The organism is Myxococcus sp. AM011 (genome assembly GCF_013372595.1).
GTDB lineage: Bacteria > Myxococcota > Myxococcia > Myxococcales > Myxococcaceae > Myxococcus > Myxococcus eversor.
Genome location: NZ_JABXEM010000166.1, coordinates 1 through 25,629, shown reverse-complemented (window position 1 = coordinate 25,629; position 25,629 = coordinate 1). Strand labels below are relative to the sequence as shown.

The 25,629-nt window shown below is 68.8% G+C and carries 25 protein-coding genes; 13 read left to right on the top strand and 12 right to left on the bottom strand.

Translation table 11 applies throughout. The annotated features are described in order from the left end of the window. Together HUW62_RS29685 and HUW62_RS29680 are read left to right on the top strand one after the other, a co-directional pair. The coding region (locus HUW62_RS29685; RefSeq protein ID WP_176436318.1) for an SPOR domain-containing protein at window positions 1-579 on the top strand (579 nt) is incomplete at its 5' end. A 27-nt stretch (window positions 580-606) separates the two neighbouring features. After that, window positions 607-969: a cupin domain-containing protein gene (locus tag HUW62_RS29680; protein WP_163866962.1), complete on the top strand. Its 363-nt coding sequence runs from the start codon at window positions 607-609 to the stop codon at window positions 967-969. A 30-nt stretch (window positions 970-999) separates the two neighbouring features. On the opposite strand, the gene HUW62_RS29675 is transcribed toward HUW62_RS29680, so the two are convergent. After that, window positions 1,000-1,638, bottom strand: a complete 639-nt coding sequence (locus tag HUW62_RS29675) for a hypothetical protein (protein ID WP_163866963.1) — start codon at window positions 1,636-1,638, stop codon at window positions 1,000-1,002. A gap of 94 nt (window positions 1,639-1,732) precedes the next feature. Here HUW62_RS29675 and HUW62_RS29670 point away from each other — a divergent pair, with 94 nt between their 5' ends. The 9 genes from HUW62_RS29670 (at window position 1,733) to HUW62_RS29630 (ending at window position 11,292) form a co-directional block, all read left to right on the top strand. Beyond that, entirely contained in the window at window positions 1,733-1,912 is a 180-nt protein-coding gene (locus HUW62_RS29670) for a ribbon-helix-helix domain-containing protein (protein WP_044281109.1), read from the top strand. Window positions 1,913-1,940: 28 nt separating this feature from the next. Beyond that, window positions 1,941-2,897: a UDP-glucuronic acid decarboxylase family protein gene (locus HUW62_RS29665; protein ID WP_176436320.1), complete on the top strand. Its 957-nt coding sequence runs from the start codon at window positions 1,941-1,943 to the stop codon at window positions 2,895-2,897. 67 nt (window positions 2,898-2,964) lie between these two features. Next, window positions 2,965-3,906: an NAD-dependent epimerase/dehydratase family protein gene (locus tag HUW62_RS29660; protein WP_163866964.1), complete on the top strand. Its 942-nt coding sequence runs from the start codon at window positions 2,965-2,967 to the stop codon at window positions 3,904-3,906. A 230-nt stretch (window positions 3,907-4,136) separates the two neighbouring features. Further along, window positions 4,137-5,948: a translation elongation factor 4 gene (gene lepA, locus HUW62_RS29655; RefSeq protein ID WP_176436317.1), complete on the top strand. Its 1,812-nt coding sequence runs from the start codon at window positions 4,137-4,139 to the stop codon at window positions 5,946-5,948. Between the two features lie 2 nt (window positions 5,949-5,950). Continuing rightward, window positions 5,951-7,207: a signal peptidase I gene (gene lepB / locus HUW62_RS29650; protein WP_163866966.1), complete on the top strand. Its 1,257-nt coding sequence runs from the start codon at window positions 5,951-5,953 to the stop codon at window positions 7,205-7,207. An 85-nt stretch (window positions 7,208-7,292) separates the two neighbouring features. Next, window positions 7,293-8,186 carry an aspartate carbamoyltransferase catalytic subunit gene (locus HUW62_RS29645; protein ID WP_163866967.1) on the top strand — a complete coding sequence of 298 codons (894 nt, stop codon included), beginning with the start codon at window positions 7,293-7,295 and terminating at the stop codon, window positions 8,184-8,186. Next, complete coding sequence (locus tag HUW62_RS29640; protein ID WP_163866968.1) at window positions 8,183-9,487, top strand: dihydroorotase; 1,305 nt, start codon at window positions 8,183-8,185, stop codon at window positions 9,485-9,487. The genes HUW62_RS29645 and HUW62_RS29640 overlap by 4 nt, the downstream gene beginning before the upstream one ends. Further along, a complete protein-coding gene (gene carA, locus HUW62_RS29635; RefSeq protein WP_176436316.1) occupies window positions 9,487-10,611 on the top strand; it encodes a glutamine-hydrolyzing carbamoyl-phosphate synthase small subunit in 1,125 nt (374 codons plus the stop codon). The genes HUW62_RS29640 and carA overlap by 1 nt, the downstream gene beginning before the upstream one ends. Window positions 10,612-10,626: 15 nt before the next feature. Then, window positions 10,627-11,292, top strand: a complete 666-nt coding sequence (locus HUW62_RS29630; RefSeq protein ID WP_163866970.1) for a hypothetical protein — start codon at window positions 10,627-10,629, stop codon at window positions 11,290-11,292. A gap of 24 nt (window positions 11,293-11,316) precedes the next feature. Here HUW62_RS29630 and pyk read toward each other — a convergent pair whose 3' ends face one another. From pyk to HUW62_RS29615, 3 genes are all read right to left on the bottom strand, one after another. Next, on the bottom strand, window positions 11,317-12,717 hold the full coding sequence (gene pyk, locus HUW62_RS29625; RefSeq protein ID WP_163866971.1) for a pyruvate kinase: 1,401 nt from the start codon (window positions 12,715-12,717) through the stop codon (window positions 11,317-11,319). 218 nt (window positions 12,718-12,935) lie between these two features. Continuing rightward, window positions 12,936-13,643 carry a bifunctional nuclease family protein gene (locus HUW62_RS29620; RefSeq protein WP_176436319.1) on the bottom strand — a complete coding sequence of 236 codons (708 nt, stop codon included), beginning with the start codon at window positions 13,641-13,643 and terminating at the stop codon, window positions 12,936-12,938. A gap of 177 nt (window positions 13,644-13,820) precedes the next feature. Further along, window positions 13,821-14,195: a hypothetical protein gene (locus HUW62_RS29615; RefSeq protein ID WP_163866972.1), complete on the bottom strand. Its 375-nt coding sequence runs from the start codon at window positions 14,193-14,195 to the stop codon at window positions 13,821-13,823. A gap of 99 nt (window positions 14,196-14,294) precedes the next feature. Here HUW62_RS29615 and HUW62_RS29610 point away from each other — a divergent pair, with 99 nt between their 5' ends. Continuing rightward, window positions 14,295-16,097: a long-chain fatty acid--CoA ligase gene (locus tag HUW62_RS29610; protein WP_255203709.1), complete on the top strand. Its 1,803-nt coding sequence runs from the start codon at window positions 14,295-14,297 to the stop codon at window positions 16,095-16,097. 137 nt (window positions 16,098-16,234) lie between these two features. On the opposite strand, the gene HUW62_RS29605 is transcribed toward HUW62_RS29610, so the two are convergent. From HUW62_RS29605 to aroF, 8 genes are all read right to left on the bottom strand, one after another. Then, complete coding sequence (locus HUW62_RS29605; protein WP_163866973.1) at window positions 16,235-17,536, bottom strand: citrate synthase; 1,302 nt, start codon at window positions 17,534-17,536, stop codon at window positions 16,235-16,237. 77 nt (window positions 17,537-17,613) lie between these two features. Further along, window positions 17,614-18,903 carry a 3-phosphoshikimate 1-carboxyvinyltransferase gene (locus tag HUW62_RS29600; protein ID WP_240356511.1) on the bottom strand — a complete coding sequence of 430 codons (1,290 nt, stop codon included), beginning with the start codon at window positions 18,901-18,903 and terminating at the stop codon, window positions 17,614-17,616. Beyond that, complete coding sequence (locus HUW62_RS29595) at window positions 18,900-19,970, bottom strand: 3-dehydroquinate synthase family protein (RefSeq protein ID WP_163866974.1); 1,071 nt, start codon at window positions 19,968-19,970, stop codon at window positions 18,900-18,902. Before HUW62_RS29595 ends, HUW62_RS29600 begins: the two co-directional genes overlap by 4 nt. Continuing rightward, window positions 19,967-20,986, bottom strand: a complete 1,020-nt coding sequence (gene aroC / locus HUW62_RS29590) for a chorismate synthase (protein WP_176436314.1) — start codon at window positions 20,984-20,986, stop codon at window positions 19,967-19,969. Before aroC ends, HUW62_RS29595 begins: the two co-directional genes overlap by 4 nt. Next, window positions 20,983-22,254: a shikimate dehydrogenase gene (locus HUW62_RS29585; RefSeq protein ID WP_176436313.1), complete on the bottom strand. Its 1,272-nt coding sequence runs from the start codon at window positions 22,252-22,254 to the stop codon at window positions 20,983-20,985. The genes aroC and HUW62_RS29585 overlap by 4 nt, the downstream gene beginning before the upstream one ends. After that, window positions 22,251-22,796, bottom strand: a complete 546-nt coding sequence (locus HUW62_RS29580; protein WP_240356512.1) for a shikimate kinase — start codon at window positions 22,794-22,796, stop codon at window positions 22,251-22,253. The genes HUW62_RS29585 and HUW62_RS29580 overlap by 4 nt, the downstream gene beginning before the upstream one ends. Window positions 22,797-22,833: 37 nt before the next feature. Then, window positions 22,834-23,523 (bottom strand): bifunctional demethylmenaquinone methyltransferase/2-methoxy-6-polyprenyl-1,4-benzoquinol methylase UbiE, encoded by a 690-nt coding sequence (gene ubiE, locus HUW62_RS29575; protein ID WP_163866978.1) that lies wholly within the window; start codon window positions 23,521-23,523, stop codon window positions 22,834-22,836. After that, complete coding sequence (gene aroF, locus HUW62_RS29570; RefSeq protein ID WP_163866979.1) at window positions 23,520-24,437, bottom strand: 3-deoxy-7-phosphoheptulonate synthase; 918 nt, start codon at window positions 24,435-24,437, stop codon at window positions 23,520-23,522. Before aroF ends, ubiE begins: the two co-directional genes overlap by 4 nt. Window positions 24,438-24,541: 104 nt before the next feature. On the opposite strand from aroF, the gene HUW62_RS29565 reads away from it, so the two are divergent. After that, window positions 24,542-25,629 (top strand): chorismate-binding protein (locus tag HUW62_RS29565; RefSeq protein ID WP_176436312.1); only part of this gene is annotated, 1,088 nt, incomplete at its 3' end.

The window sequence follows — 25,629 nt, the reverse complement described above, 5'->3', positions numbered from 1 at the left end:
GCCGAGAAGCCCGCGCCCAAGCCGCCCGAGCCCGTCAAGACGGCCGCGATGGCTCCGACGCCGGACCCGGACACCGGCGAGCTGCCTCCGGAGGAGCCCTCCGAGGAGCCCCAGGCCGTCGCTGTCGCCGAGACGCCCAAGCCCGCCGAGGAGAAGCCCGCGCCCGTCGCGGAGAAGCCCGCCGCCGAGAAGCCCGCGCCCGTCGCGACCAAGCCCGCACAGGTGTCGGGGAAGGTGGAGACGGCGGCCGTGGCCACTCGGACGACGCAGAAGGAGGGGGGCAGCGGGATGAAGGAGGCCCTGGCCCGCGCCGCGCAGTTGCCGGACCCGGCGGTGAAGGGTGGGGCGTTCACGCTCCAGCTGTCGGCCTTCCAGGACAAGCAGGAGGCCGACCGGTTCATGGCCCGGTTGCGTGATAGGGGTTATGCCCCGTATATCGTCACGGCGGAGGTGGCTGGCAAGGGCACCTGGTACCGCGTGCGCATGGGCACCTTCGCCTCGAAGGACGCTGCGACGCGGTATCTGTCAGACTTCAAGCGTGAGACCCAGCTCGACGCGTTCGTGGCCGGCACGAACTGAGAGCGGGCGAGGAAGACGGGAAGCACCATGACGACGACTAGGCGGGTGGAGAAGCCCTGGGGCCACGAGCTCATCTGGGCCCACACCGAGCGCTACGTGGGCAAGCTGCTGCACGTGAAGCAGGGCCACAAGCTCAGCCTGCAGTACCACAACCAGAAGGACGAGACGATCCACGTCCAGAGCGGCAAGCTGCTCTTCATCGTCGACGAGGGCAACGGCCTCATCGAGAAGGAGATGAACCCGGGGGAGAGCTACCACATCAAGCCCCTCACCAAGCACCGCATGGTCGCCCTCACCGACTGCGACATCCTCGAGGTCAGCACCCCCGAGCTGGATGACGTCGTGCGGTTGGAGGACTCCTACGGTCGCACCGGCACCAGCAAGGCGTAGTCGCTGCGCCGTGCAGGCGCGGCTCGCTCCTCAGTCGCGGGCCGCGTTGTTGGGATTGCGGGTCCACTTGTCGACGGTGCCATCACCGTCCAGGTCCTCGCCGATGCGGTCCACATGGCCCGCCTCCCAGTACTCCCAGTAGTCCACGCGCCCGTCCGCGTTGGTGTCGCGCTCCTTGCGGACGAGGACGCCGCGCTCGTAGAAGGTGACGCTGTCGGTGCGGCCATCGCCGTCGAAGTCCCGCTCGCGGCGCGTGTTGGCCCCCTTCTCGTAGAAGTAGGTGGCGTCCACCTTGCCGTCGTAGTCCAGGTCCATCACCTCGCGCATCAGCGCGCCGACGTCGTCGAAGGAGCGCGTCAGGTCCACGCGGCCGTCCCAGTTCAGGTCCAGCTCCTGGCGCACCTTGCGGAAGCGCTCCTCGCCGTTCGCGCCCGCGTCCGCCACCGTGTAGGTCCACACGTCCGGCTTTCCGTCGCCGTTCACGTCCAGTTGGGTGACGTGTTCGTCGCGCGAGCGCTCCGGCTGGATGGACTCGGCCGAGCCGGACGAGGTGGGTGAGGACCTACCCGTGGCTCCGGTGCCGCGCTCCGAGGACTTGTCCCTGGCGCAACCCGTGAGCAGTCCGGAAGTCATCAACCCGAGGAAAATCCAGCGCTTGCAGCGGATCATTCGGTGCTCCCGGGACGCAGGGGCCTCTGCGCCGAGTCGTGTGCACGAGATGCTTTCGCGCGCCACGTCATTCCATATATTTTCACATATCGCCATGGCCCGAAAGAAGATCAGCACCACCATCTACATCACCCCGGAGCAGAACGAGCTCCTCAAGGCGCTGAACCAGAAGACGAAGGTGCCCGTGGCCGAGTACATCCGCCAGGGCATCGACCTGGTCCTGGAGAAGTACAAAGCGCAGCTGCCGGGGCAGGCGACCTTCGACGAGATTTGAGAGAGAGACGAGGCGCGACGTGAAGAGCATGCAGGGCAAGCGAGTGGTGGTACTGGGCGGCGCGGGCTTCGTGGGCTCGCACCTGTGCGAGCGCCTTCTGGATGACGGAGCGGCCGCCGTGACGGCCGTGGACAACCTCATCACCGGCAACGAGGAGAACATCCGCACGCTGCAAGGGCGGCCGGGCTTCGGGTACGTGAAGGCGGATATCATCGACGGCATCCCCGTGAAGGAGCCGTTCGACTACATGTTCAACATGGCGTCGCCCGCGTCGCCCATCGACTACGCGAACCTCCCGTTGGAGACGCTGCGCGTGGGCTCCATCGGCACGGAGAACGGGCTGAAGCTGGCGGAGGCGAACAAGGCCGTCTTCCTGATGGCGTCCACCTCCGAGGTGTATGGCGATCCGCTGGTGCACCCGCAGCGCGAGGACTACTGGGGCAACGTCAATCCCATTGGCCCGCGTTCGGTGTACGACGAGGCCAAGCGCTACGCGGAGGCGGTGACGGCGGCCTACGGGCGCAAGGGCGTGCAGGTCCGCATCGTTCGCATCTTCAACACCTATGGCCCGCGCATGCGCCTCAACGACGGCCGCGTGGTTCCGGCCTTCGTGGGGCAGGCGCTCAAGGGCGAGGACTTCACCGTCTTCGGCGATGGCAGCCAGACGCGCTCGTTCTGTTACGTGAAGGACCTGGTGGACGGCCTGGTCCGGCTCGCGCTGTCGGACGAGCCCCACCCGGTCAACATCGGCAATCCCCGGGAGATGACCATCCGTCAGTTCGCGGAGGCCGTGCGCACGGCGGCGGGCGGCGGCGGGAGCATCATCGAGAAGCCCCTGCCCAAGGATGATCCCAAGCAGCGTCAACCAGACATCACCCGCGCCCGCACGTTGCTCGGCTGGGAGCCCAAGGTGCCGCTGGAAGAGGGTCTGCGGGAGACCATCGCGTGGTTCCGCGAGGTTGCCGTGAGGCGATCCGCGTCATAGGTTGCCGCCGCGAGATTCTGGAATCAAAGACAGTTTGGCCACGGCCGGGTGGCGGGGAGACGGAAGCGTGAAAGTCCTGGTGACGGGTGGAGCGGGCTTCATCGGCTCGCACGTGTGCGACGAGTTCCTGAAGGCGGGACACGAGGTCATCGCGTTGGATGACCTGTCGGGTGGCAAGAAGGAGAACCTGGACCCGCGCGTCCGGCTGGCCGTGCATGACATCCGCAGCCGCGAGGCCGCGGAGCTCATCAAGTCGGAGAAGCCCCAGGTGCTCTGTCACCTGGCGGCGCAGATGGACGTGCGGCGCAGCGTGGATGATCCGGGCTTCGACGCGGACGTGAACATCCGCGGCATGCTCAACGTGTTGGAGGCCGCGCGCGTCTCCGGCGTGAAGAAGGTCATCTTCAGCTCCACCGGCGGCGCCATCTACGGCGAGCAGGACGTGTTCCCCGCGACCGAGTCCCACGCGACGCGCCCGGTGTCCCCGTACGGCGTCTCCAAGGCGGCGGGGGAGCTGTACCTGGGCTACTACCGGGCCCAGTACGGCCTGCCGTATGTCGCCCTGCGCTACGCCAACGTGTACGGCCCGCGACAGAACCCGCACGGCGAAGCGGGGGTGGTGGCCATCTTCTGCCAGCGCCTGCTCTCCGGGCAGGGCGCCACCATCTTCGGCGAGGGCAAGCAGACCCGCGACTTCGTCTTCGGGCCCGACGTGGCCCGGGCGAACCGGCTGGCCTTCGAGAAGGACTACGTGGGCGCCATCAACATCGGCACCGGCGTGGAGACCGACATCAACCGCCTCTACGCGCTGCTGGCCGAGGCCGCGGGTTCCACGGCCGCCGTGGCCCACGCGCCCGGCAAGCCCGGCGAGCAGCTGCGTTCGTGCATCGACAACTCGCTCGCGAAGAAGGTGCTCGGCTGGGAGCCGACCGCCGACCTGCGCGAGGGGGCTCGCCGCACCATCGCCTACTTCCGCGAGAAGGCCGAGCCGGTCCGCGTCCACGGCTGAGGCTGGCTGACGGGACGCAGGGCAGGGGAGTCCGGGAGGAAGTCGCCTCTCCCGGACGGGGCCTCGTGTCCTGTCGTCCCCAGGTGGCCGGGCGTCCGTTCAGGGGAACACGGTGGTGGGGGAACAATCGGGCGCCCCTGACGGGTTGCTCGTCTGGCGGGCGTTCGCGCGTAGATTTTCGCGCGGTTCGATGTTAGGCACGCCCGCTTCTTCCGACGAGCGCCACGAACATGCCGGCTGAAAACGCGCACATCCGCAACTTCTGCATCATCGCCCATATCGACCATGGAAAGTCGACGCTGGCTGATCGCCTCCTCGACAAGACGGGGACGCTGAGCAAGCGCGAGGCGCAGGCCCAGTTCCTCGACAACATGGACATCGAGCGCGAACGGGGCATCACCATCAAAGCCCAGTCCGTGCGGATGAACTACACCGCGAAGGACGGCAAGCAGTACGTCCTCAACCTCATCGACACGCCGGGGCACGTCGACTTCGCTTACGAAGTCAGCCGCAGCCTGGCCGCGTGCGAGGGCGCGCTGCTGGTGGTGGACGCGTCGCAGGGCGTGGAGGCGCAGACGCTGTCCAACGTCTACATGGCGTTGGATCACGACCTCGAAATCATCCCGGTCATCAACAAGATCGACCTGCCCAGCGCGGACGTCGACCGCACCCGCGCGGAGATTGAAGACGTCATCGGTATCGACGCCTCCGTGGCCGTGCCGGCTTCCGCGAAGGAAGGCATCGGCATCCACGAGATTCTCGAGGCCGTGGTCGCGCGAGTGCCGCCGCCGACGGGCTCGCCGGACGCGCCGCTCAAGGCCCTCATCTTCGACTCCTGGTACGACAACTACCGGGGCGTGGTGACGCTGGTGCGCGTGCTGGAAGGCACGCTCAAGCTCAAGCAGAAGATCAAGCTGTTCAGCAACAACAAGGTCTTCGAGGTCCAGGAGCTGGGTGTCTTCACCCCGTTCTCCCGCCCCGTGACGCAGCTCATGGCCGGCGAAGTGGGCGTGCTGGTCGCCAACATCAAGGAGCTGCTGGACGCGAAGGTCGGCGACACCGTCACGGAGGAGGCCCGTCCGACGCTGGAGCCGTTCCCGGGCTTCCAGGAAGTGAAGCCGATGGTGTTCTCCGGCATCTTCCCCATCGAGTCCGACCAGTACGAGAACCTGCGTGACGCGCTCGCGAAGCTGAAGCTCAACGACTCCGCCTTCACGTATGAGCCCGAGTCGTCCACGGCGCTCGGCTTCGGGTTCCGCTGCGGCTACCTGGGCCTGTTGCACATGGAGATCGTCCAGGAGCGTCTGGAGCGCGAGTACAACCTGAACCTCATCACCACCGCGCCCAGCGTGGTGTACCGGATCACCAGCGGGAAGGGTGACGTCCAGTTCGTGGACAACCCGGCCAAGCTGCCGCCGGTGCAGAACATCGCGAAGTTCGAGGAGCCCATCCTCACCTGTCACATCCACGTCCCCAACGACCACCTGGGCGCCATCCTGAAGCTGTGCCAGGACCGCCGCGGTGTGCAGAAGGACATGAAGTACCTGGGCAGCAGCGGGCAGCGCGTGCAGGTGACGTACGAGATGCCGATGGCCGAGGTGGTCTTCGACTTCTTCGACAAGCTCAAGAGCGTGTCGCGCGGTTACGCCAGCCTGGACTACGAGCTGACCGGCTACCAGGAGGCGGATCTGGCGCGCCTGGACATCCTCATCAACGGGGAGCCGGTGGACGCGCTGAGCGTCATCGTGCACCGCGAGCGCGCCTACCTGCGCGGTCGCGAGGTCTGCGCGAAGCTGAAGGAAGTCATCCCGAAGCAGATGTACGAAGTGGCCATCCAGGCGGCGATCGGCGCGAAGATCATCTCCCGTGAGACCATCTCCGCCATGCGCAAGAACGTGCTCGCCAAGTGCTACGGTGGTGACATCAGCCGCAAGCGCAAGCTCCTCGAGAAGCAGAAAGAGGGCAAGAAGCGCATGAAGCAGGTGGGCACGGTGGAGATTCCGCAGGAGGCCTTCCTCGCGGTCCTCAAGTCGGAGCAGTAGCCATGAACGCTGCCAGTCCTTCCGCCACCCCTCCCGCGAAGCTGGCGACCGCGATGGCGGCCCGGCGCACCCCTGAACAGGTGCGCGCGCGCCGCAAGTTGCTGTGGCGGGAGATGCTCACCAGCCTGTGGGCCCCGCTGTGCATCGTCGCGCTGGTGCTGTTCCCGTACACGGTGCTCATCGAGTTCGTGCCCACGGCGGCCGCCTGGGCCCAGCCCGCGATGAAGGGGCTGGGGGTGTTGATGGTGGCGTACTTCGTGGCGCTGCTGGTGTGGCGCAACGTGTCGCCCCGCGAGAAGCAGCTCCGCCGGATGCGGCACGAGGCGCATGAGCTCATCTCCGAGAACGAGCGCATCCTCCAGAAGCCGCAGGTGCGCGAGAAGGTCTCCCCGCTGGTGGCCGAGCAGATCACCGACCAGGCGTTGAAGGTGGAGTCGGCCTCGGCCGAAGGGGACATGGAGCGGCTGCCCCGCGAGGTGAAGGCGCTCGACGCGCTCACCGCCCAGCACCTGGGGGCGTTCCGCAAGGAGTCCCCCATGGATTTCGTGGGTGGCTTCGTGAAGATGCTGCTGGTCGCCCTGGTGTTCCGGACGTTCATCGTGGAGCCGTACCGGATTCCCTCCGGCTCCATGCTGCCCACGCTCCAGATTGGCGATCAGGTCTTCATCAACAAGTTCATCTACGGCGTGCGCGTCCCCTTCGCGAACGTGGTGCCGTTCGTCATCGTCCGGCCTCCGGGGCGCGGCGACGTCGTCGTGTTCAACAACCCGGTGAACGAGGCCACCGACTACATCAAGCGCGTGGTGGGCGTGCCGGGTGACACGGTGGAGATGTTCGACGGCGTGGTCCACATCAACGGCCAGCCGCAGATTCGCGAGAGCATCAACCCCGAGTACATCGTCAACAACATCACCGACGACGGGCGGTGGTTCGACCAGCAGGAAGCGCTGTACCGGGAGGACCTGAGCGGCGTGACGCACAGCGTGCTCCAGACGCCCACGCGGATGCCCCGGCACGAGGGCCCCTACGTGGTGCCCGAGGGGCACGTCTTCGTCATGGGCGACAACCGCGACAACAGCTCCGACAGCCGCCACGGCCTGGGCATCACCGGCTACGGCAAGACGGAGTTCGTCCCCTACGGCCACATCAAGGGCAAGGCGATGGTGGTGTGGCTGTCGCTGGGCTACCACGGCCTTCTGCATGGCCTGTTCGGTGGCACGGGCCTTCGCCTGGACCGCTTCTTCGAGCCCGTACGCTGACCCACACCCGAGGGGCAGGCGGGCCGGCGCGCCTCGGACGGTGCTTGACGCGCCGCACGGCCCGGGGTACGCGGCGGCCCCGGCCATGAGACACCTCCTTGGAATCGAAGGCTGGCGCCGGGACGAGCTCGAAGCGGTGCTCGACAGGGCGCGCGCGCACCTGCCTGGTGGTCCAGACGTCACCCACACCCTGCGCGGCAAGGTGGTCGCCAACCTCTTCTTCGAGGACTCCACCCGCACCCGCACCTCGTTCCACATGGCCGCCCGAGGCCTGGGCGCCGGCGTCCTGAACTGGAGCCCCTCCGGTTCGTCCACGTCGAAGGGCGAGACGCTGCTGGACACCGCCCGCAACATCGAGGCGACGGGGCCGGTGGCCATCGTCATGCGCCACCGCTCGTCCGGCGCGCCCCATCTGGTGGCGAAGCACGTCCGCTGCGCCGTCATCAACGCCGGGGACGGCACGCACGAGCACCCCTCCCAGGCCCTCCTGGACGCCTTCACCTTGCGCCAGCACTGGGGCAGCCTGGACGGCCGCACGGTGCTCATCGTCGGCGACATCCTCCACAGCCGCGTGGCCCGCTCCAACCTCTGGTGCCTGAAGGCCCTGGGCGCGCGGGTGGTCTTCTGTGGCCCTCCCACGCTGGTGCCCCCGGGCCTGGAGTCGCTGGGCGCGGAGGTGACGCACAACCTGGACGCGGCGCTGCCTCACGCGGACGCGGTGATGTGCCTGCGCCTGCAGATGGAGCGCATGGGCGAGGCGTTCCTGCCCTCGACGAAGGAGTACTCGCGCCTGTTCGGCCTCACCCCCGCCCGCGAGGAGCGGATGAAGGCGGGCGCGCTGGTGATGCACCCGGGCCCCATCAACCGCGGCCTGGAGCTGGCGCCCTCGGTGGCGGACGGGCCTCGCAGCGTCATCCTGGAGCAGGTTTCCAACGGCGTCGCCGTGCGGCGGGCCATCCTCGAGGTGTGCGCGTCATGAGCTCCACGGTGCTTTTCCGCAGAGGGCGCGTCATCGACCCGCGCAACGGCGTCGATGGAGTCCGCGACGTCCTGGTGCGCGACGGCAAGGTGGCGGAGGTCTCCGACGCGCCGCTCCCCGTGCCCCCAGGCGCGGAGGTGGTGGAGGCCGAAGGGCGCTGGGTGCTGCCGGGCTTCATCGACCTGCACGTCCACCTGCGCGAGCCGGGCGAGGAGGGGAAGGAGACCGTCCTCACGGGCTGCCGCGCCGCCGTGGCGGGAGGCTTCACCGCCGTCGTCGCCATGCCCAACACCAAGGTCGTCAACGACAGCGGGCTCGTCACGGAGCTGGTGCTGTCGCGCGCTCGCGCCGCCGGCCTGTGCCACGTGTACCCCGCGGGTGCGATTACCAAGGGCCTCAAGGGCGAGGAGCTGGCGGAGACGGGCGAGCTGGTGTCCTCCGGCTGTGTCGCCATCACCGATGACGGCCGCCCGGTGATGAACGCGGCGCTGATGCGGCGCGCGCTCCAGTACGCCACGCTCTTCGGCGTGCCCGTCATGGTCCACGAGGAGGACCTGACGCTGTCCGCTGGGGGCGCCATGCACGAGGGCGTCACCGCCACGCGCCTGGGCCTGCGCGGCATCCCCGCCTCCGCGGAGGTGGCCATGGTGGCGCGTGACCTGGTGCTGCTCGAGGAGACGAAGGGCCGGCTGCACATCGCCCACGTGTCCTGCGAGGGCAGCGTGCGCCTCATCCGCGAGGCCAAGCGCCGGGGTCTGCTCGTCACGGCCGAGGCCACTCCACACCACGTCATCCTGGATGACCGGGCGGTGGGGGACTACGACACCCACGCGAAGATGGCGCCGCCCCTGCGCGCGGACCGGGACGTGGAGGCGCTGCGCGAGGCGCTGGTGGATGGCACGGTGGACGCCATCGCCACGGACCACGCGCCCCATGGCGTCCTGGACAAGCAGGTCGAGTTCGAGAAGGGCATCAACGGAATCGTCGGGCTGGAGACGGCCCTGGGGCTGACGCTGGAGCTGGTGCACTCGGGGCTGTTGGACGCGAAGCGGGCCGTGGAGTTGTTGACGCACGGTCCGGCGAAGGCGTTCGGCCTGCCGGGCGGTCACCTGGCTCCCGGTGCCCCGGCGGACATCACCGTGGTGGACCCTTCGGAGGAGTGGACGGTGGATGCCCACCGGTTCTATTCCCGCAGCCGGAATACGCCCTTCCATGGCCGTAAGCAGAAGGGCCGCGTGGTGCAGACCTGGGTTTCTGGCCGGAAGGTGTTCTCCGACGGCCAGGTGAAGGAGTCACGGTAATGACGAAGCGGGCAGTGCTCGCCCTGGCGGATGGCACCACCTTCGAGGGCCGTTCCTTTGGCTCGGTCGGCGAGACGGTGGGTGAGGTGGTCTTCAACACGTCCATGTACGGCTACCAGGAGATCCTCACGGACCCCTCGTACGTCGGGCAGATCCTCACCATGACGTACCCGGAGATGGGCAACGTCGGCGTGACGCCGGAGGACGAAGAGGCCGGCAAGCCGCACGCGGTGGGCATGGTGGTGCGCGCCCTCGCGAGCCAGCCGTCCAACTGGCGCTCGCGCGAGTCGCTGGATGCGTACCTCAAGCGCCACAACGTCGCCGGAATCGAAGGCCTGGACACCCGCCGACTGGTGCGCCACCTGCGCACCCACGGCGCGCAGATGGGCGTCATCTCCAGCGAGGGCCTGTCCCCGGCCGCCCTGTCGGAGCGGGCTCGCACCGCCCACGGCATGGAGGGCCTGGACCTGGCCAGCGGCGTGTCGGTGAAGACGCCGTACACGTTCACCGCGCCCTCGCCGGATGTCTTCACCGGCCTTGGCGAGGCCCACCCGCAGGGTGACCCGCGCTTCGACGTGGTCGCCTACGACTACGGCCTCAAGAAGTCGATGCTCCACTTCCTGGTCGACGTGGGCTGCCGCGTGACGGTGGTCCCGTCCCACACCACGGCGGAGGAAGTCCTGGCCCGCAAGCCCCACGGCGTCTTCCTGGCCAACGGCCCCGGAGACCCGGCGGCGGTGAAGGGCGCGGACCGCACCGTGGCGGCGCTGTTGGGCAAGGTGCCGGTGTTCGGCATCTGCCTGGGGCACCAAATCATGGCCCTGGCGCTGGGCGGCCGGACGTACAAGATGAAGTTCGGCCACCGGGGCGGCAACCAGCCCGTGAAGGACCTGACGACGGGCAAGGTGGAGATCACCGCGCAGAACCACGGCTTCGCCGTGGACGACGCCAGCCTCAAGGGCAAGGCCGTCGTCACGCACATCAACCTCAACGACGGCACGGTGGAGGGCCTGGCCGTCCCGGACGCTCGGGCCTTCAGCGTGCAGTACCACCCCGAGGCCTCTCCCGGCCCGCATGACGCACGCTATCTCTTCGGCCGCTTCGCGAAGCTGATGGCGGGGTAGGATGACCGACTCTCTATGGACTCCCCGCTGTCACCGCTCTCCTACCAGCCGTACCTGGACCAGCTCATCGCCTTCGGCAGCGTGGAGTCGCGGAAGGCGGACCTGCTCGAAGCCAAGGCGGAGTACTTCCGCCTGACGGGCGAGGTCTTCGAGGACGACAAGCTCTTCGAGCTGCGCATGGCGTCGTTCCTCGACTACTACCTCTACGACCGCGTCTCGCCGGGCACGGGCAAGACGCCGGCCGTGGAGTTCTACGAGCAGCGCCTGGCGAACACTCCGCCCGAGGAGGCCAACGCCTTCCGGAGCTTCACGGAGACGGTCCACGGCATCTTCGAGGTGCGCAAGCTGGGCAAGGGGCTGGTGCGCCTGCGGGACATGTACTCGGGCAAGGACTTCGACGTGACGGAGCGGCGCAACATCGCCGGGCTGGAGACGGGCGACATCCTGGAGGCCCGCCTCATCCCCTTCGGTGGCCATCTCCTGTTCTCCTCCGCCTTCTGCTACCACCCGCGCGCCGCGGTGAAGTCCATCAAGGCCGAGGTGAAGCGCCGCAAGAAGAAGGAGCCGGAGCGCACCTCCAACGAACTGGTGTGGGAGTGCGCCCGCCGTGCCCTCAACATGGAGCGCTACCGTCAGCTCGCCGTCGAGAAGATCTACGACTTCGAGCAGAAGGTGCTCTGAGCGGAGCGACGACGTCCACCGCGCTCACACGCGGTGGATGCTCATCAGATTGGTGTTGCCTGGCACGTTGAGCGGCACGCCGGCCACCACGACGACGGGCGTTCCCTCCTTGCAGATGCCCTCGCGCAGGCACAGCTTGCGCACCTGCTGCAGCATGGCGTCCGTGGACTTCACGCGAGGGACCTGGAGGCCCGTCACGCCCCAATACAGCGCCATGCGGTTCACCGCGGACTCGTTCGGCGTGAGGGCGATGATGCGCGCGTGGGGGCGGAACTCGGAGATGAGGCGCGCGGTGTGGCCGCTCTCCGTGTACGCGACAATCGTCTGGATGTTGAGCTGCCCGGACGCCGCCACCGCCGCCGCCGCGACGCCCGTGCCCAAATCCTCCGAGCGCTCGAAGGGCGAGTGGTGCTGGTGGCGCACCACGCCGCGCTCCGTCTCCTCGACGATGCGGGCCATGGTGGACGCCGCGTCGATGGGGTAGCGCCCCGCGGCCGTCTCGCCCGACAGCATCACCGCGTCCGCGCCGTCCAGAATCGCGTTGGCCACGTCCGACACCTCCGCGCGGGTGGGGCGCGGGTTGTTGACCATGCTCTCCAGCATCTCCGTGGCGACGATGACCAGGCCACCCATCTGGTTCACCACCCGCACCATCCGCTTCTGGATGGCGGGCAGTTGCTCCAGCGGCATCTCCACGCCCAGGTCTCCCCGCGCCACCATGATGCCGTCGGACGCGCGGGCAATCGCGTCGAGCTGGTCCACGGCCTGGGGCTTCTCAATCTTGGCGATGAGGGGCGTCTTGTTCTTTGCCACATGCTTGCGCGCGCGGTGGACGTCGTCCGCCGAGCGCACGAAGGACAGCGCCACGTAGTCCACGCCCACCTCCTGGCCGAACGCCAGGTCCACCTCGTCCTTGGGCGTAATCGTGGGCACGGACATGGGCGAGCCCGGCAGGTTCAGCCCCTTGTGGTCCTTGAGCAGGCCGCCGATCTCCACCTCGCAGAGGACGTCCTGGCCCGTCACCTTGCGCACGCGCAGGCGCACCCGGCCGTCGTCCAGGAGGATGGCCTCGCCGGGTGCCACGTCCTTCGTCAGCGACTTGATGGGGGTGGGGATGATGGAGCCCTGGCCCATGACGGCGCGCGTCGTCACCGTCACGCGCTGCCCGGCCTGCACCGTGAGCTGTCCACCCTCGAACTTTCCGAGGCGGATCTTGGGGCCCTGGATGTCCTGAAGGATGGCGACAGGCAGCTTCAGCCGCTTGGACGCCTTGCGGATGAGGGCCACCCGCTGACGGTGCTCGTCGTGCGTGCCGTGCGAGAAGTTCAACCGCGCCACGTTCATCCCCGCGCGGATGAGGCCCTCAATCGTCTCCAGCGTGCTCGATGCGGGACCCAGGGTGCAGATGATCTTCGCCTTGCGCATATGCGCGCGCATCCTAGGCGGCGGGGTGCGTGGCTTGACAGCCTCGCGCCCGGGAGACTAACTCTTTGCCCCAGGCGCGGCGCCGACCTCCGGGTTGGCCCCGCGCCCGCGTCTTCAAGAAGTGCTCGATGTTCGAGAGAGAAAGCCCGGCTTCCCAGGGAGGGGGGGCCGGGCTTTCTCGTGCTTGTCGTCGGGCCTGCTCGCCCCCGACTCGAGGACTAGAGGTCGATCTTCTTGCCGCTGCCCTGGGGCTCGCCGAGCGGCGGGTGACCGGGCGGAAGCGCGTCCGTGTCCATTTCGATGGGCGGGTGGCCAGGCGAGGGCAGCCCAGGTGGAGGCATCACCTCGGGCTCCTCCATGAGGCCACCGGGGCCACTGCCACCCACGCCGGGGCCCCCCTTCTGGAGGGACTCAATCTCCTCGCGGCTGATGCCGGCCAGGGTGAGCACCTTTCGAGTGACGCGGATGCGCGCATGGCTGGTGAGGGCCATGGCGATGGAGTCCGACGGCCGGGCCTCCAGCGTCATCTTCTTCGCGCCCTGCTCCAGGAAGACGCGCCCCGAGTAGACGTTGTCGCGCAGGTCATCGATGCGGACCTCCGTCACCTTGGCGCCGAGCTGGTCGACGACGTCGTCCAGCAGGTCTTGAGCGAGCGGCTGGGGTGGCTCGCGCTCCGCCAGCCGGAAGGCGATGGAGACGGCGGAGGCCTCATCCACGAAGACGGGGAGGACCACCTGCTTGTCCTTGGTGGTGAGCACGACGGCGTGCGTCTGGGCCTCCACCAGCGGGACGACGTCCTGCACCTCGAGCTCCACGAGCTCATCGCAGGCCTTGGGGTCGCCTCCGTGCTCGGTGATGCACGGCTCCCCGGAGGCCTCCGGGAGGGTTGCCGCGACGGCCCCCGGAGCGCTGAAGGCGGGGAGCATCAGGACCCCCCCGAGCGCCAGCAACAGCGCCGACAGGGGGGCGAAGAAGAAAGTGGCGCGGTTGGGTGTTCTCACACCCTGAAACTACGCACCCGCCACCCTGTCGGGAGGGCAGCGGTTCAGCCAGGTTGCCCTGGACGGCGGGAAACGCCCGCCCGGAGGGCAAGGGAGCGGACGTCAGGGACGCTCGTCCTCATCCTCGTCGTCGTAGTCCTCGTCGTCCTCGACGTCCTCGTCTTCATCCTCGTCGAGGTCGTCGTCCTCGTCCTCGGACTCCTCATCCTCTTCTTCGTCCTCGTCGTCGATGGTGTCCGCGACGTCCTCCGACTCCAGCGTCATGGAGACGGCGAACTTCTTGTCGAGCACGGCGATCTGCGCGCGCATCTCCGAGAGCGCGGCGACGAAGTCCTCCGAGAGATTCGCGGGCGCTTTCGCGTCGCAGTGGGGACAGACGATCTTCTCCGTCCCCTCGATGAGGTCTTGAACGTCAAGCTCGAAGCTTGCCTCGCACTTCTGGCAGGTGAAGTCGATGCTCATGGTCGGGCGCGGCATACAAAGCCATCCAACCAGCTGTCAACGTCCGCGAATCGGGGACGTGGTGGGGACGCCCCTACATCCGCTAACCTTCGTCGGATGGACCTTCCGAAGACGATGGTGCATGCCCTCCATGACCGGGCCTCGCAGCAGGAACATCGGCCGGCCCTCTGGACACGACGGGGACGCTCCTATGTCCCCACCTCCTGGTTCGACTACGCCCAGCGGGTCAAACGCTTCGCCTTGGGCCTGAGGACGCTCGGGTATGGGGAGGGCCAGCCCCTGGGCATCATCAGCTTCAACCGCGAGGAGTGGCACGTCGCGGACCTGGCCGCCATGGCGCTGGGAGGCGTGCCGGTAGGTCTCTACACCACCAGCGCGGTGGACCAGCTCGAGTACATCCTGGGCCACTGTGAGGCCACCGTCCTCGTGGTGGAGAACGAGAAGCACCTGCGCACGGGCCTGGCCCTGCGCGAGCGGCTGCCCAAGCTGCGCCACATCATCATCCTGGATGCCCCCTCCACGCCGCTGCCAGAGGGCGTCCTGCGCTACGCGGACGTCCTGGAGAAGGGCACCGGGGTGGATGACAAGCCCTACTGGGACAGCGTCAACGCGCTGAAGCCGGAGGCCCTGGGCACCCTCATCTACACCTCCGGGACGACGGGCCACCCCAAGGGGGTGATGCTCAGCCACTACAACCTCGCCTGGACGACCCGGCAGCTCATCACCGCTGTGGACTTCAAGCACAAGAGTGACTCGGTCATCATCTCCTACCTGCCGTTGTCCCACATCGCCGAGCAGGTCATCTCCCTGCACTGCCCGCTGATGCTGGGCATCCAGGTGTACTTCGCGGACTCGGTGGAGGCGATGCCGGCGAACCTGAAGGACGTGCGGCCCACGTTCTTCTTCGGCGTGCCCCGCGTGTGGGAGAAGTTCAAGGCCAAGGCAGAGGAGGGGCTGCGCTCCCAGCCGCCCATGAAGCGCCGCATCGTCTCCTGGGCCCGGGGCGTCGCCTCGGAGCTGCACGCGCGCGCCCAGCGCCACGAGCGCATCCCCGTGCTGCTGGAGGCCCAGTACAAGTTGGCCCAGCGGCTGGTGTTCGAGCCGCTCAAGACGCGCATCGGCATGGAGCGGGTGGACTTCTTCGCCACGGCGGCGGCGCCCATCGGCCGGGACGTGCTGGAGTTCTTCGCCTCCATCGACATGTTCATCCACGAGGTGTGGGGCATGACGGAGGTGGCGGGCCCGGGCACGGTGAATACGCGCGAGGCCGCCCACCTGGGCACCGTGGGACGTCCGCTCATCGGCGTGGAGGTGCGCATCGCCGAGGACGGAGAGATTCTCGTCAAGGGCGGCAACGTCTGCATGGGCTACTACAAGAACCCGGAGGCCACCCAGGAGCTGCTGGAGGGCGGGTGGCTGCACACCGGGGACGTGGGCCAGCTCGACGGCGAGGGCTACCTCCACATCACCGGCCGCAAGAAGGAGATCATCGTCACCTCCGGCGGGAAGAAGACGGCGCCCGGCAACATCGAGGAGCTCCTCAAGTCCCTGCCCGGCGTGGGCCACGCGGTGGTGATAGGGGAGCGGCGCAACTACCTGGTGGCCCTGCTGGCGCTGGACGTGGAGAAGTGCCGCGCCCTGGCCCAGGAGAAGGGCTGGCCCGCGGACCTCAAGACGCTCTCCCAGGACGCCCGCCTGCGCCAGCTCCTCCAGGAGGGGTTGGACCGGGACATCAACCCGAAGCTCTCCCGCTTCGAGACGATCAAGCGCTTCGTCGTCCTGGAGACGGACCTCACCGTGGACGCAGGGGATTTGACGCCCACCCTGAAGGTCCGCCGCAAGGCAGTGGAGCAGAAGCACGCCGCGCTCATCGAGTCGATGTACGCCGAGTCCGGCGGCGTGGCCCAGACGGGCTGAAGCGGGGCGGTGCGGGCGACTCCGGAGCTCTTGGGGCTCCGGCGCCTGGGGCCTTCTGGAAGCCCGCAACGGGAAAGGGGCGGGGAACCTCGTGGTCCCTCGCCCCTTCTCACGTCATCCCTGGAGGGACGTGCCGACTACTTCGCGGCGCGCTTGTCCATGGCGATGTAGTCGCGGCGCTTCTGGCCCGTGTAGATCTGCCGGGGACGCGCGATCTTCTGCTCGGAGTCGAGGACCATCTCCTCCCACTGCGCGCACCAGCCCACCGTGCGGGGAATGGCGAAGAGGACGGGGAACATCTCCGCCTGGAAGCCCATCGCCTCGTAGATGAGGCCGGAGTAGAAGTCGACGTTGGGGTAGAGCTTGCGCTTGACGAAGTAGTCGTCCTGCAGCGCGATGCGCTCCAGCTCCACGGCTAGCTCCAGCAGCGGGTTCTTGCCCGTCACCTCGAAGACCTCGTCGGCCACGCGCTTGATGACCTTGGCGCGCGGATCGTAGGACTTGTAGACGCGGTGGCCGAAGCCCATCAGCTTCTTCTCGCCCTCGCCGCTCTTCACCGACTTGATGAAGTCCGGGACCTTGGAGATGTGGCCAATCTCGCGGAGCATGCGCAGCACCGCCTCGTTGGCGCCGCCGTGCAGCGGGCCGTAGAGCGCGCCGATGCCCGCCGTGACGGCCGAGTACGGGTCCACTTCCGACGAGCCCACCGTGCGCACGGAGGTGGTGGAGCAGTTCTGCTCGTGGTCGGCGTGGAGGATGAAGAGCACGTCCAGCGCGCGCTCCAGCACGGGGTGGACCTTGTAGGTCGCGGTGCCGACGCGCTTCACCATCGCCAGGAAGTTGGCGACGTAGGACAGGTCATTGTCCGGGTAGATGTAGGGCAGCCCCATCAGGTGCCGGTAGGAGAACGCGGCGATGGTGGGCATCTTGGCGATGAGCCGGGTGATCTGGATGCGGCGGCTCTGCTCGTCCTTGGTGTACTTCGCCTCCGGGTAGAAGCTGGACAGTGCCGCCACGGTGGAGCCCAGCACGGACATGGGATGCGCGTCGTAGCGGAACCCGTCCATGAAGGACTTCACGTTCTCGTGCACGTACGTGTGGTGCGTGACGAGGTGGACGAAGTTGTCCAGTTCCTTCGGGGTCGGCAGCTCACCATTCAGCAGGAGGTAGGCGACCTCCAGGTAGCTGGACTTCTCGGCCAGCTGCTCGATGGGGTAGCCGCGGTACTCCAGGATGCCTTTGTCACCATCGATGAAGGTGATGGCGCTCTTACAGTTCGCGGTGTTGAGGAACGCCGGATCGTAGCCCATGAGGCCGAAGTCGTCGTCCGCGACCTTGATCTGTCGGAGGGCGTTGGTGCGAATACAGCCGTTCTCGACCGGGACCTCGTACGTCTTGCCGGTCCGATTGTCGGTGATCGTCAGCGTGTCCTTGGGCATGGGCGGAGATTTCACAGGGCGCGGATCGCTTTCAACAAAAAAGAACGATGAGTCGGATGGGGAGACACTGATGCTTCCTACAGCTGCTCGGAAATACGCGCTCCCGAGCGGGACAGCTGCCGCCAGAAGCCGGGGAAACTCTTCTCGACACAATCAGGACCCGTGAGGACAAGGGTCGCCCCAGACAGCACGCTGAGTGTCGCGGCCGTCATCGCCAGGCGGTGGTCCCCCCGGCTGTCCATCTCGAAGCGGGCAGGAGGGGCCACGGGAGGCGTCAGGTGGAGGATTTCCCCCTGAAGCTCCGTGGTGCCCCCGTAGGCCTTCACGAGGTCTCGGATACCTTCCAACCGGTCGCTTTCTTTGAGACGGAGAATTCCGACGTCCGTCAGCGTGGAGGGCGCGGGGAGTACACAGGCGAGCGCCGCCAGGGTGGGTAGCAGGTCCGGGCACTCCTTTCCTGAAGCCCGCAGGCCTCCGGCGGGACGGCCCGTCACCTTCAGGGTGTGTGCTGGACCCGTGGGAGTGGTGCCCAGGCCCACCTGCTCGATGAGGCGGAGGATGGCCTGGTCCGGATGGGCGCTCGCGGGGTCGGCTCGCTCCACCGTGCCGCCGGCCTTCCATGCGACGAGCAGGAGATAGCCTAATGAGGACCAGTCCCCGGGCAGGGAGGGGACGCTCGGCGGGGGCGTGTAGCCGGAGAGGGTGTAGCGCGATTCGGACTTCTGGACCTCGAAGCCGAACCGTTCCAGCCACGTCAGCGTGAGCTCCAGGTAGCCGGCGCTCGTCAGCGTCCCTTCGATTTCGACGCTCCATGCGCGGTGCTCCCGGAGGAACAGCGCGGCGCAGCCCAGGAGGAGGCTGGAGGCGTACTGGCTGCTCTGGTCGCCGGGCACCCGGAAGACGGGCGACACCTTCGAGGTGTCCGTGGGCGCGGCGAGCTCCACCGGCCAGGGGCTCCCCTCGGTGAGGGTGAGGCCTGCGGGGCCGAGCGCGTCCTTCAGCGAGGTGAAGAGCGGGCCATGGGGACGCTCGCCCAGGCGGGGTGTGCCGGTGAGGCTCACGCGCGCGCCCGGAGTCACCGCGACCTGGGTGGCGAGGATGCGGAAGGGGGCGCCACCGTCCGCGCAGTCCACGGCCCGCACGGGCCCGGGCGGCAGGCGCAGGGCTTCCACGCCCCGGCGCAGCACGCGCACGTCGGCGGGGAGGTCCTCGTCCGACTCGGCCTGGACGGAGGGCAGGGGCCAGGCGCCGGTGAGGTGACCGAGCACCAGGGCGCGCTGCGCGTCCGACTTGGAGACGGGCGGGGTGAGCGGGGAGGCGACGAGGCCGCTCGGGTCCAGGAGGATTCGACGGGTGCTCTGGCTCACGGGCGTACCGCCTTCGTCCACGCCGGCCACAGCTCGCGCCACGTGCTGGCCGCTACGTCGCGGACCTCGGTGGCGCCAATGGCGGTCAGCAGCACCATGCGCAGCTCGCCCCGCGCTCCCGCCTTCTTGTCGGCGTCGAGCAGCGTGGCGATGTCCTTGAGCGACGCGGGGCGCAGGAGGGCGGCGATTCGCTCTCTATCGAGGACACCCGGGCCGTCGATGAGGGCGCGCTCGGCCTCGGCGGCCACGGCCTCGGGGGTGACGCCCAGGTGGCGACCCACGTCCAGGGCCAGGAGGATGCCCAAACCCACGGCGTCACCGTGGGACAACTTGAAGTGGGACACGCTCTCCAGCACGTGGCCGAAGGTGTGGCCGAAGTTGAGCACCCGGCGCAGACCCTTGTGCTCGTACGGGTCCTGCTCGCAGACGCTCTCCTTGAGGGCGCGCGCGTCCTTCACCAGCTTCTCGAGCGCGGGAGGCTTGCGCAGGTAGCGGCGGAAGAGCGCGGCATCCAGGCTGATGATCATCTTCCACGCCTCGAGCGAGCCCTCGCGAACCTGGGTCGGCGACAGCGTGGCGAACAGCTCCGGGCAGATCCACGACTCCTCGGCGTAGTGGAAGACGCCGGCGGGGTTCTTCACCACGCGGCCCTTCACGGTGAGGTCCACCGCGCCCTTGCCACCCAGGCTGCTGTCGACGGCGGCGAGCAGCGTGGTGGGGACCTGCACCAACCTCACGCCGCGCTTGAGCAGGTGCGCGGCGACGGTGGACACGTCGCCCACGGTGCCTCCGCCCACGGCGAGCAGCGTGCCGGAGCGCGGCAGGGACAGGCCCCCGGCGAGCACCCTCTCCAGGGCCTTGAAGCTCTTCGCGCTCTCTCCGCCCACGAGCTGGACGATGGCGCGGGGGTTCTGCGCCTCCAGCGCGGGGATGAGTCCCGGGTGCAGGCGGGCCACGGTGCGGTCCACGACCGCGAGGCTGCCTTCGGGGAGGCGTTTGGCGAGTCGGGAAAACGGACCCCAGCGGTCGTTGGGAGGACGGTAGGCGCCGGGAGGGTAGGGGCTCATAGGGTGTTGGGGCGTGCGTTCATCTGTTGGACGAGGTCCGCGATGACCAGGGACACCATGGACTCCAGCACCGGAACGGCGCGGGGCATGATGCACGGATCGTGACGGCCACCCTTCGCGTGGTCCGCCAGCGTCGCTGGGGGTTTGAAGAAAGCGCGGACCTGGAGCGGCTCACCGTTGGTGAGTCCCCCCTGGATGCCGCCGTAGACGTCCTTGACCGAATGGAACTGGGTGCCCGGCTGGCCGATTCGCTTGAGCAGATCCGGCGGGCCCCAGACGACACCGGTGATGGCGCCCACGCTGCCGAGCGCCTGCGCGATGAGCGCCTTGATCTTCCCGAAGATGGGCTCGCCCAGTCCCACGGGCAGGCCCTCCACGCGGATGTCGATGGAGCCGCCGAGGCTGTCCCCGGCCTCCTTCGCGGCGAGGATGCGGCGGGACATCTCCTCGCGGACGGCCTCGTCGGGGCAGCGCGTGGGGTGCGCGTCCACCATGGCGCGCGTAAGGCCCGGCGCGGGCACGGAGGCGATGAGGTCACCGACCTGGGACACGTACGCGACGGTGCGCACGGTGGGCATGTCCCGCTCCAGGTACGCCTCCGCGATGGTGCCGCCGATGACGCGGCAGAGCGTCTCGCGTCCGCTGGTGCGGCCACCGCCGCGGTGGTCGCGGTGCTTGTAGCGCTCGCGCCACACGGCGTCAGCGTGGCCGGGTCGGTCCACCTGCTTGAGCTGCTTGTAGTCGCCCGAGCGCTGGTTCGTGTTGCGCACCATGGCGGCGATGGGCGTGCCGAGCGTCTTGTCTTCGAAGACGCCGGAGAGGATTTCGACCCGGTCCGGCTCGTTGCGAGGAGTGACAAGGGCGGACTGGCCGGGGCGGCGCCGGTCCAACGCGGCCTGGAGGCGCTCTTGCGTGAGGGGCACGCCCGCGGGGCAGCCATCCACCACCGCGCCGAGCGCGGGGCCGTGGCTCTCACCAAAGGTCGTCAGACGGAAGAGGACTCCGAAGGTGTTCATGTCGCGGTCTCCCAAAGCTGTCGCTGCCGCCGGGCCTGCGCGACGAACCACGCCGCACCCAGCAGGACCGGGGTGCCGCCGCGCCGCGTAATCTCCGCCGCGATGCGTCGGCCCGGTGCACCGTATGCGATCACCGCGACGCGTGCTCGCTCGAATCGCAGGGAATCCGGCGGCTCGACCTGGACCGGCCACGTCCAGACACCCGCCCCGGTGAGGGGGGCCTGGATGTCTGCCCGGCGGAGGATGCGCAGGGCTTCACCGCGCTCGGCCGCCACGGTGCGCAGCGCGGACGTGGCGCCTCCGTCCCCGAGGACGAAGACCTCCTTCGAGCCCAGGCGCTCCAGTACCATCCGGGCGCCCTCGGTGTCGGTGTTGAAGGACTCCCAGCGGTTGCCTCGGCGGACCAGGGTGTTGATGGCGTCCAACGACGAGCCGGTGTGCAGGGCCAGCGGCTTCTTGAACGGGCTGGTGACAGCGAAGCCCGCGTAATAGGGCAGGAGCGAGTCCAGGAGCGCCTCGACGGGGCCGCCCTCGGGGATGTCGATGCGGTCGAACGGCTGACGATGGATGCGCGGCGAGCGCGAGTGGGCGATGGACATCCCGAAGATGCCCAGCCGCAGCGGAGCGGGAATCGTGGTGCGGTCCGCGCCGCGCCACTCCCGGACGACATCGTCGAGGAGTCGCTGACCCGGCGCCGCGGCCCAGGAGCCACCAGCGGCCACGTAGTCGAGCACGTTGTTCCGAGCGAGCACGGCCCGCGCGGGCAGCGCCACCGTGCCCATGCCGAGCACCGTGACACGCGTCACGCCGAACCGCTCCGCCATCCGACGCTGGGTCTCCAGCAGTGTGCCGAGATGGTCCGGATGGGCCATGGGCTCGACGTGTTTCACCAGCGCGTCGGGGGGCACCGCGCGCTCCCACAGGCGCAGCGCTTCGTCGGTGGTGAGCTGCCGGTCCGCGTGGTGCGACGCGAGCAGCTTGCCGGAGGGCGCGTCGAGCGAGCCCTGGTGCCCGGTGGCGTCCATCAAGTCCCGGTCCACGCGCCACGCGGCGGAGAGCCAGGACGGGGGCAGCGGCTTGCCACGCTCGGAGACGAGCAGCGGGAGGACGGTCGCGAGCGCCGCCGGGTCCACGGCCTCCGGGGCGTGCAGGTCGGTGCGAATCTCCAGCACGTCGGCGCCGCGACGCTGGCACTCCCGGGCGAAGTGCACGGCGTCGGTGCCGAGCAGGGTGGGAGGCAGCGTCACGACACGCCGGGCGGGCGTCACGGGGACTCCTCGAGGTGGAGGCAGCCCCGGAGGAAGTCCACCAGGGCGACGGTGGGAACGCGGGCATGCAGGGCCTCGCGCTCATGGAAGACGGAGGAGAGCTCCTCCTCCAGGGAGAGGGCCGGACGCAGCCGGGGGCGGGTCCGGTCCGTGAGGAGCCGCTCGCGGTAGGTCTCGAACGTCACCGGGATGAGCAGGGTGAACATCCCCGCCAGCGCGTCCGGATGGTGCGAGAGGAAGCCGCCACCCACCGCCACGAGGGTTCCAGCGGGAAGCTCCAGGAGCGCGCGGCGCTCGGCGGCGCGGAACTCCGTGGGCGCCTCCGCGACCCACTTGCGCAGCGGGCGTCGGTGGACCTGCTCCAGGTGGGCGTCCAGGTCCAGCCCCCGCCGCTCCAGCAGCCCGCCGACGCGGGGGAGCAGCGTGGACTTGCCCGCGCTGCGGTGGCCACACAGCACCACCGTCTGGCCCGCGTCCGGGCGGGGCGTGGGCCCCGGACGCGCGACGGCTTCTCTCAGGGTCGGCGCGAGCCGGGGATCCACTGAGTTGAGGACATGCTCGACGAGTCTTCTGCGGCCTTCAGCGGACGGTGCCGACATACACGTTCGCCGTACCGAACGTCAGCGGATGCGCGCTTCGCTCCGCATAGGCGCCGGACTGGTCCATCAGCGACAGGAAACGATCTCCAGCGGGGAAGGCCGCCGACGTGCGGGGCAGGTACTCATAGGCCGCGCGGTTGCCGGTGAGCAGGCCGCCAATGGCCGGCATCACCGTCTTGCTGTAGAAGCGGAAGAGCGCTCCGAAGGCACCCTGGGGCTGGCCGAACTCCAGCACCACCACCCGGCCGCCCGGCTTCACCACGCGCCCCATCTCGCTGAGGCACTTCACCGGGTCATCCACGTTGCGGATGCCGAAGGCGATGGAGGCCACGTCGAAGCTGTTGTCCGCGAAGGGCAGGGCCATCGCGTCGGCGACCTGGAAGTCCACCTGGAGGCCCGCCTTGGCCGCCTTCGAGGGGGCGCTCTCCAGCATCTCCGGGCAGAAGTCCGTGCCCACGACGCGGCCGTTGCTCCCCACCTTCCGCTTGAAGACGAGCGCGAGGTCACCCGTGCCGGAGGCGCAGTCGAGGACGCTGTCGCCTTCCTTGGCCCGGCTCAGGCGCACGGCCGTGCGGCGCCACAGGCGGTGGATGCCGAACGACAGGACCTCGTTCGTCACGTCGTACCGCGTGGCGATGGAGGAGAACATCTGACGGACTTCGGTACTCATCGCGCCCTCACGACCTGGGCCGGACTCTCCGGCCTCCAAAGGTGTCGGCCCACCGCGTCTAGCACGGCTGGCAGTCGCTGCATCAACGTTTGAAAGCGCTCCGGCGTCAGGGCCTGCGCCCCGTCGCACAGCGCCTGCTCCGGCTTCGCATGGACTTCAATCAACAACCCATCCGCCCCCGCCGCCGCCGCCGCCAGCGACATGGGGAGGATGAGCTCCACCTGTCCCGTCGCATGGGAGGGGTCGACGATAACGGGCAGGTGCGTGCGCTGCTTGGCCCAGGCGACGGCCGCCAGGTCCAGCGTGTTGCGCATCTCCGTCTCGAACGTCCGGATGCCTCGCTCGCACAGCAGCACCTGCTCGTTGCCGCCCTCGAGGATGTACTCCGCCGCCAGCAGCCACTCCTGCACCGTGGCGGACAGCCCCCGCTTCAGCAGCACCGGGCGGCGAATCTTTCCCAGCGCGCGCAGCAGGGAGAAGTTCTGCATGTTCCGCGCGCCGACCTGGAGGATGTCCGCGGACTCCGCCATGAAGGGAATCTGCGCGGTCTCCATCACTTCACTGATGATGGGCAGCCCGTGCCGGCGTCCGGTGTCGGCCAGCAACTGAAGCCCCGGCTCCCCCATGCCCTGAAATGCGTAGGGGCTGGTGCGAGGCTTGAACACGCCACCGCGGAGGACATGCGCACCCGCCTGAGCCACGGCGGCGGCGGTCCGCTCCACCTGCTCCACACCCTCCACGGCGCAGGGGCCAGCCATGACGACGAACCCCGGGCCGCCTACCTCCACGGTCCCCGCGCGGACACGCGTGCCCTCGGGACGGAATGCCCGGAGAACTCGCCGCGCACCCGTGTCCTTCCCGGCGTTTACCGGCACGGATTCGTCTGGCTGCTTGCCTCCCACGAGCCCTCCCATCCACCGAGTTCAAGAGGTTTTGAACTCCTTGGTGCATGTATAGCCGAGATGGCTTAGAAGACAACCGAAGGTGATTTCAGGGCAGTCGCGGATGAGGACCGCTGATGAAGACGCTCAATCCCGTTGAGGGCCAGCGCTGGGTGGCCGGAATGATGCCCCTGGCGGCGGTGGATCCACTCTCCGGAGCGGATTCGCTGGGCGTTCCCACCGTGTATTGGGAGCGGCCCCTGGAGCGGGAAGCGGCGGCGGGGTGGGGTGAGGCGGCGGTGGTGGTGGCGTCGGAGTCCGGGCAGGTGCCCGCGGTCCTGAACTCGCTGGCCGCGACGTCGCTGCGCTGGTTGGGAGAGGTGCCCGACGACCTTCCGGGTCCCTGGTTCGGCGGGATTCGCTTCGGTGCGACGGGCCTTCCCGACGAGGCCTGGGCGGCGCACGGCGTGGCGCGCTGGACGCTGCCGGAAGTCCTGGTGTGGCGCACCGCGAACGGCCTGGCCGTGGCGGCCTTCGCGCCCGAGGGACGGGGCGGTGAGGACGCGGTGCGCTCGCGACTGGAGCGGGTGCGCGCGCGCTTCTCGGACGCCTATCGACATGCGCGGGGAGGCGAGGTCTCGCTGTCCTTGACGTCGTCGCGTCCGGAGTTCGAGGCGCGGGTGGAGCGGGCGCTGGAAGCCATTGCTTCGGGACAGCTCCAGAAGGTGGTACTGGCGCGCGCCGTGGACGTGGAGGGGCCGGCGCCCTTCGACGTGGTGGACGTGCTGGCGCGGCTGCGGGAGCAGAACCCTCGCTGCGCCACCTTCTTGTTTCGAGCGCCGGACGGGACGTGCTTCCTGGGCGCGACGCCGGAGACGCTGTGTCGGGTGGAGGGGCGGGTGCTGGAGACGGAGGCGCTCGCGGGGACGGCCGCGCCGCATCTGGCCGAGGGGTTGCGCGGCCAGGACAAGGACGTGCGCGAGCACGAGGCCGTGGTGCGCTACATCCTCGCGACGGTGCGGGGCCTGGCCACCGACGACGTGCGGGCTGATGCGGAGCCGCAGTTGCTGGCGTTGAAGAACGTGGTGCACCTGCGGACGGGCATCCGCGCGGAGCTGCGCGAGGGTGTGTCGGCGGCGCAGGTGGTGGGGGCGCTGCATCCCACGCCCGCGGTGGGTGGGACGCCTCGCGAGCGAGCGCTGTCGTTCCTGGTGGAGCATGAGGG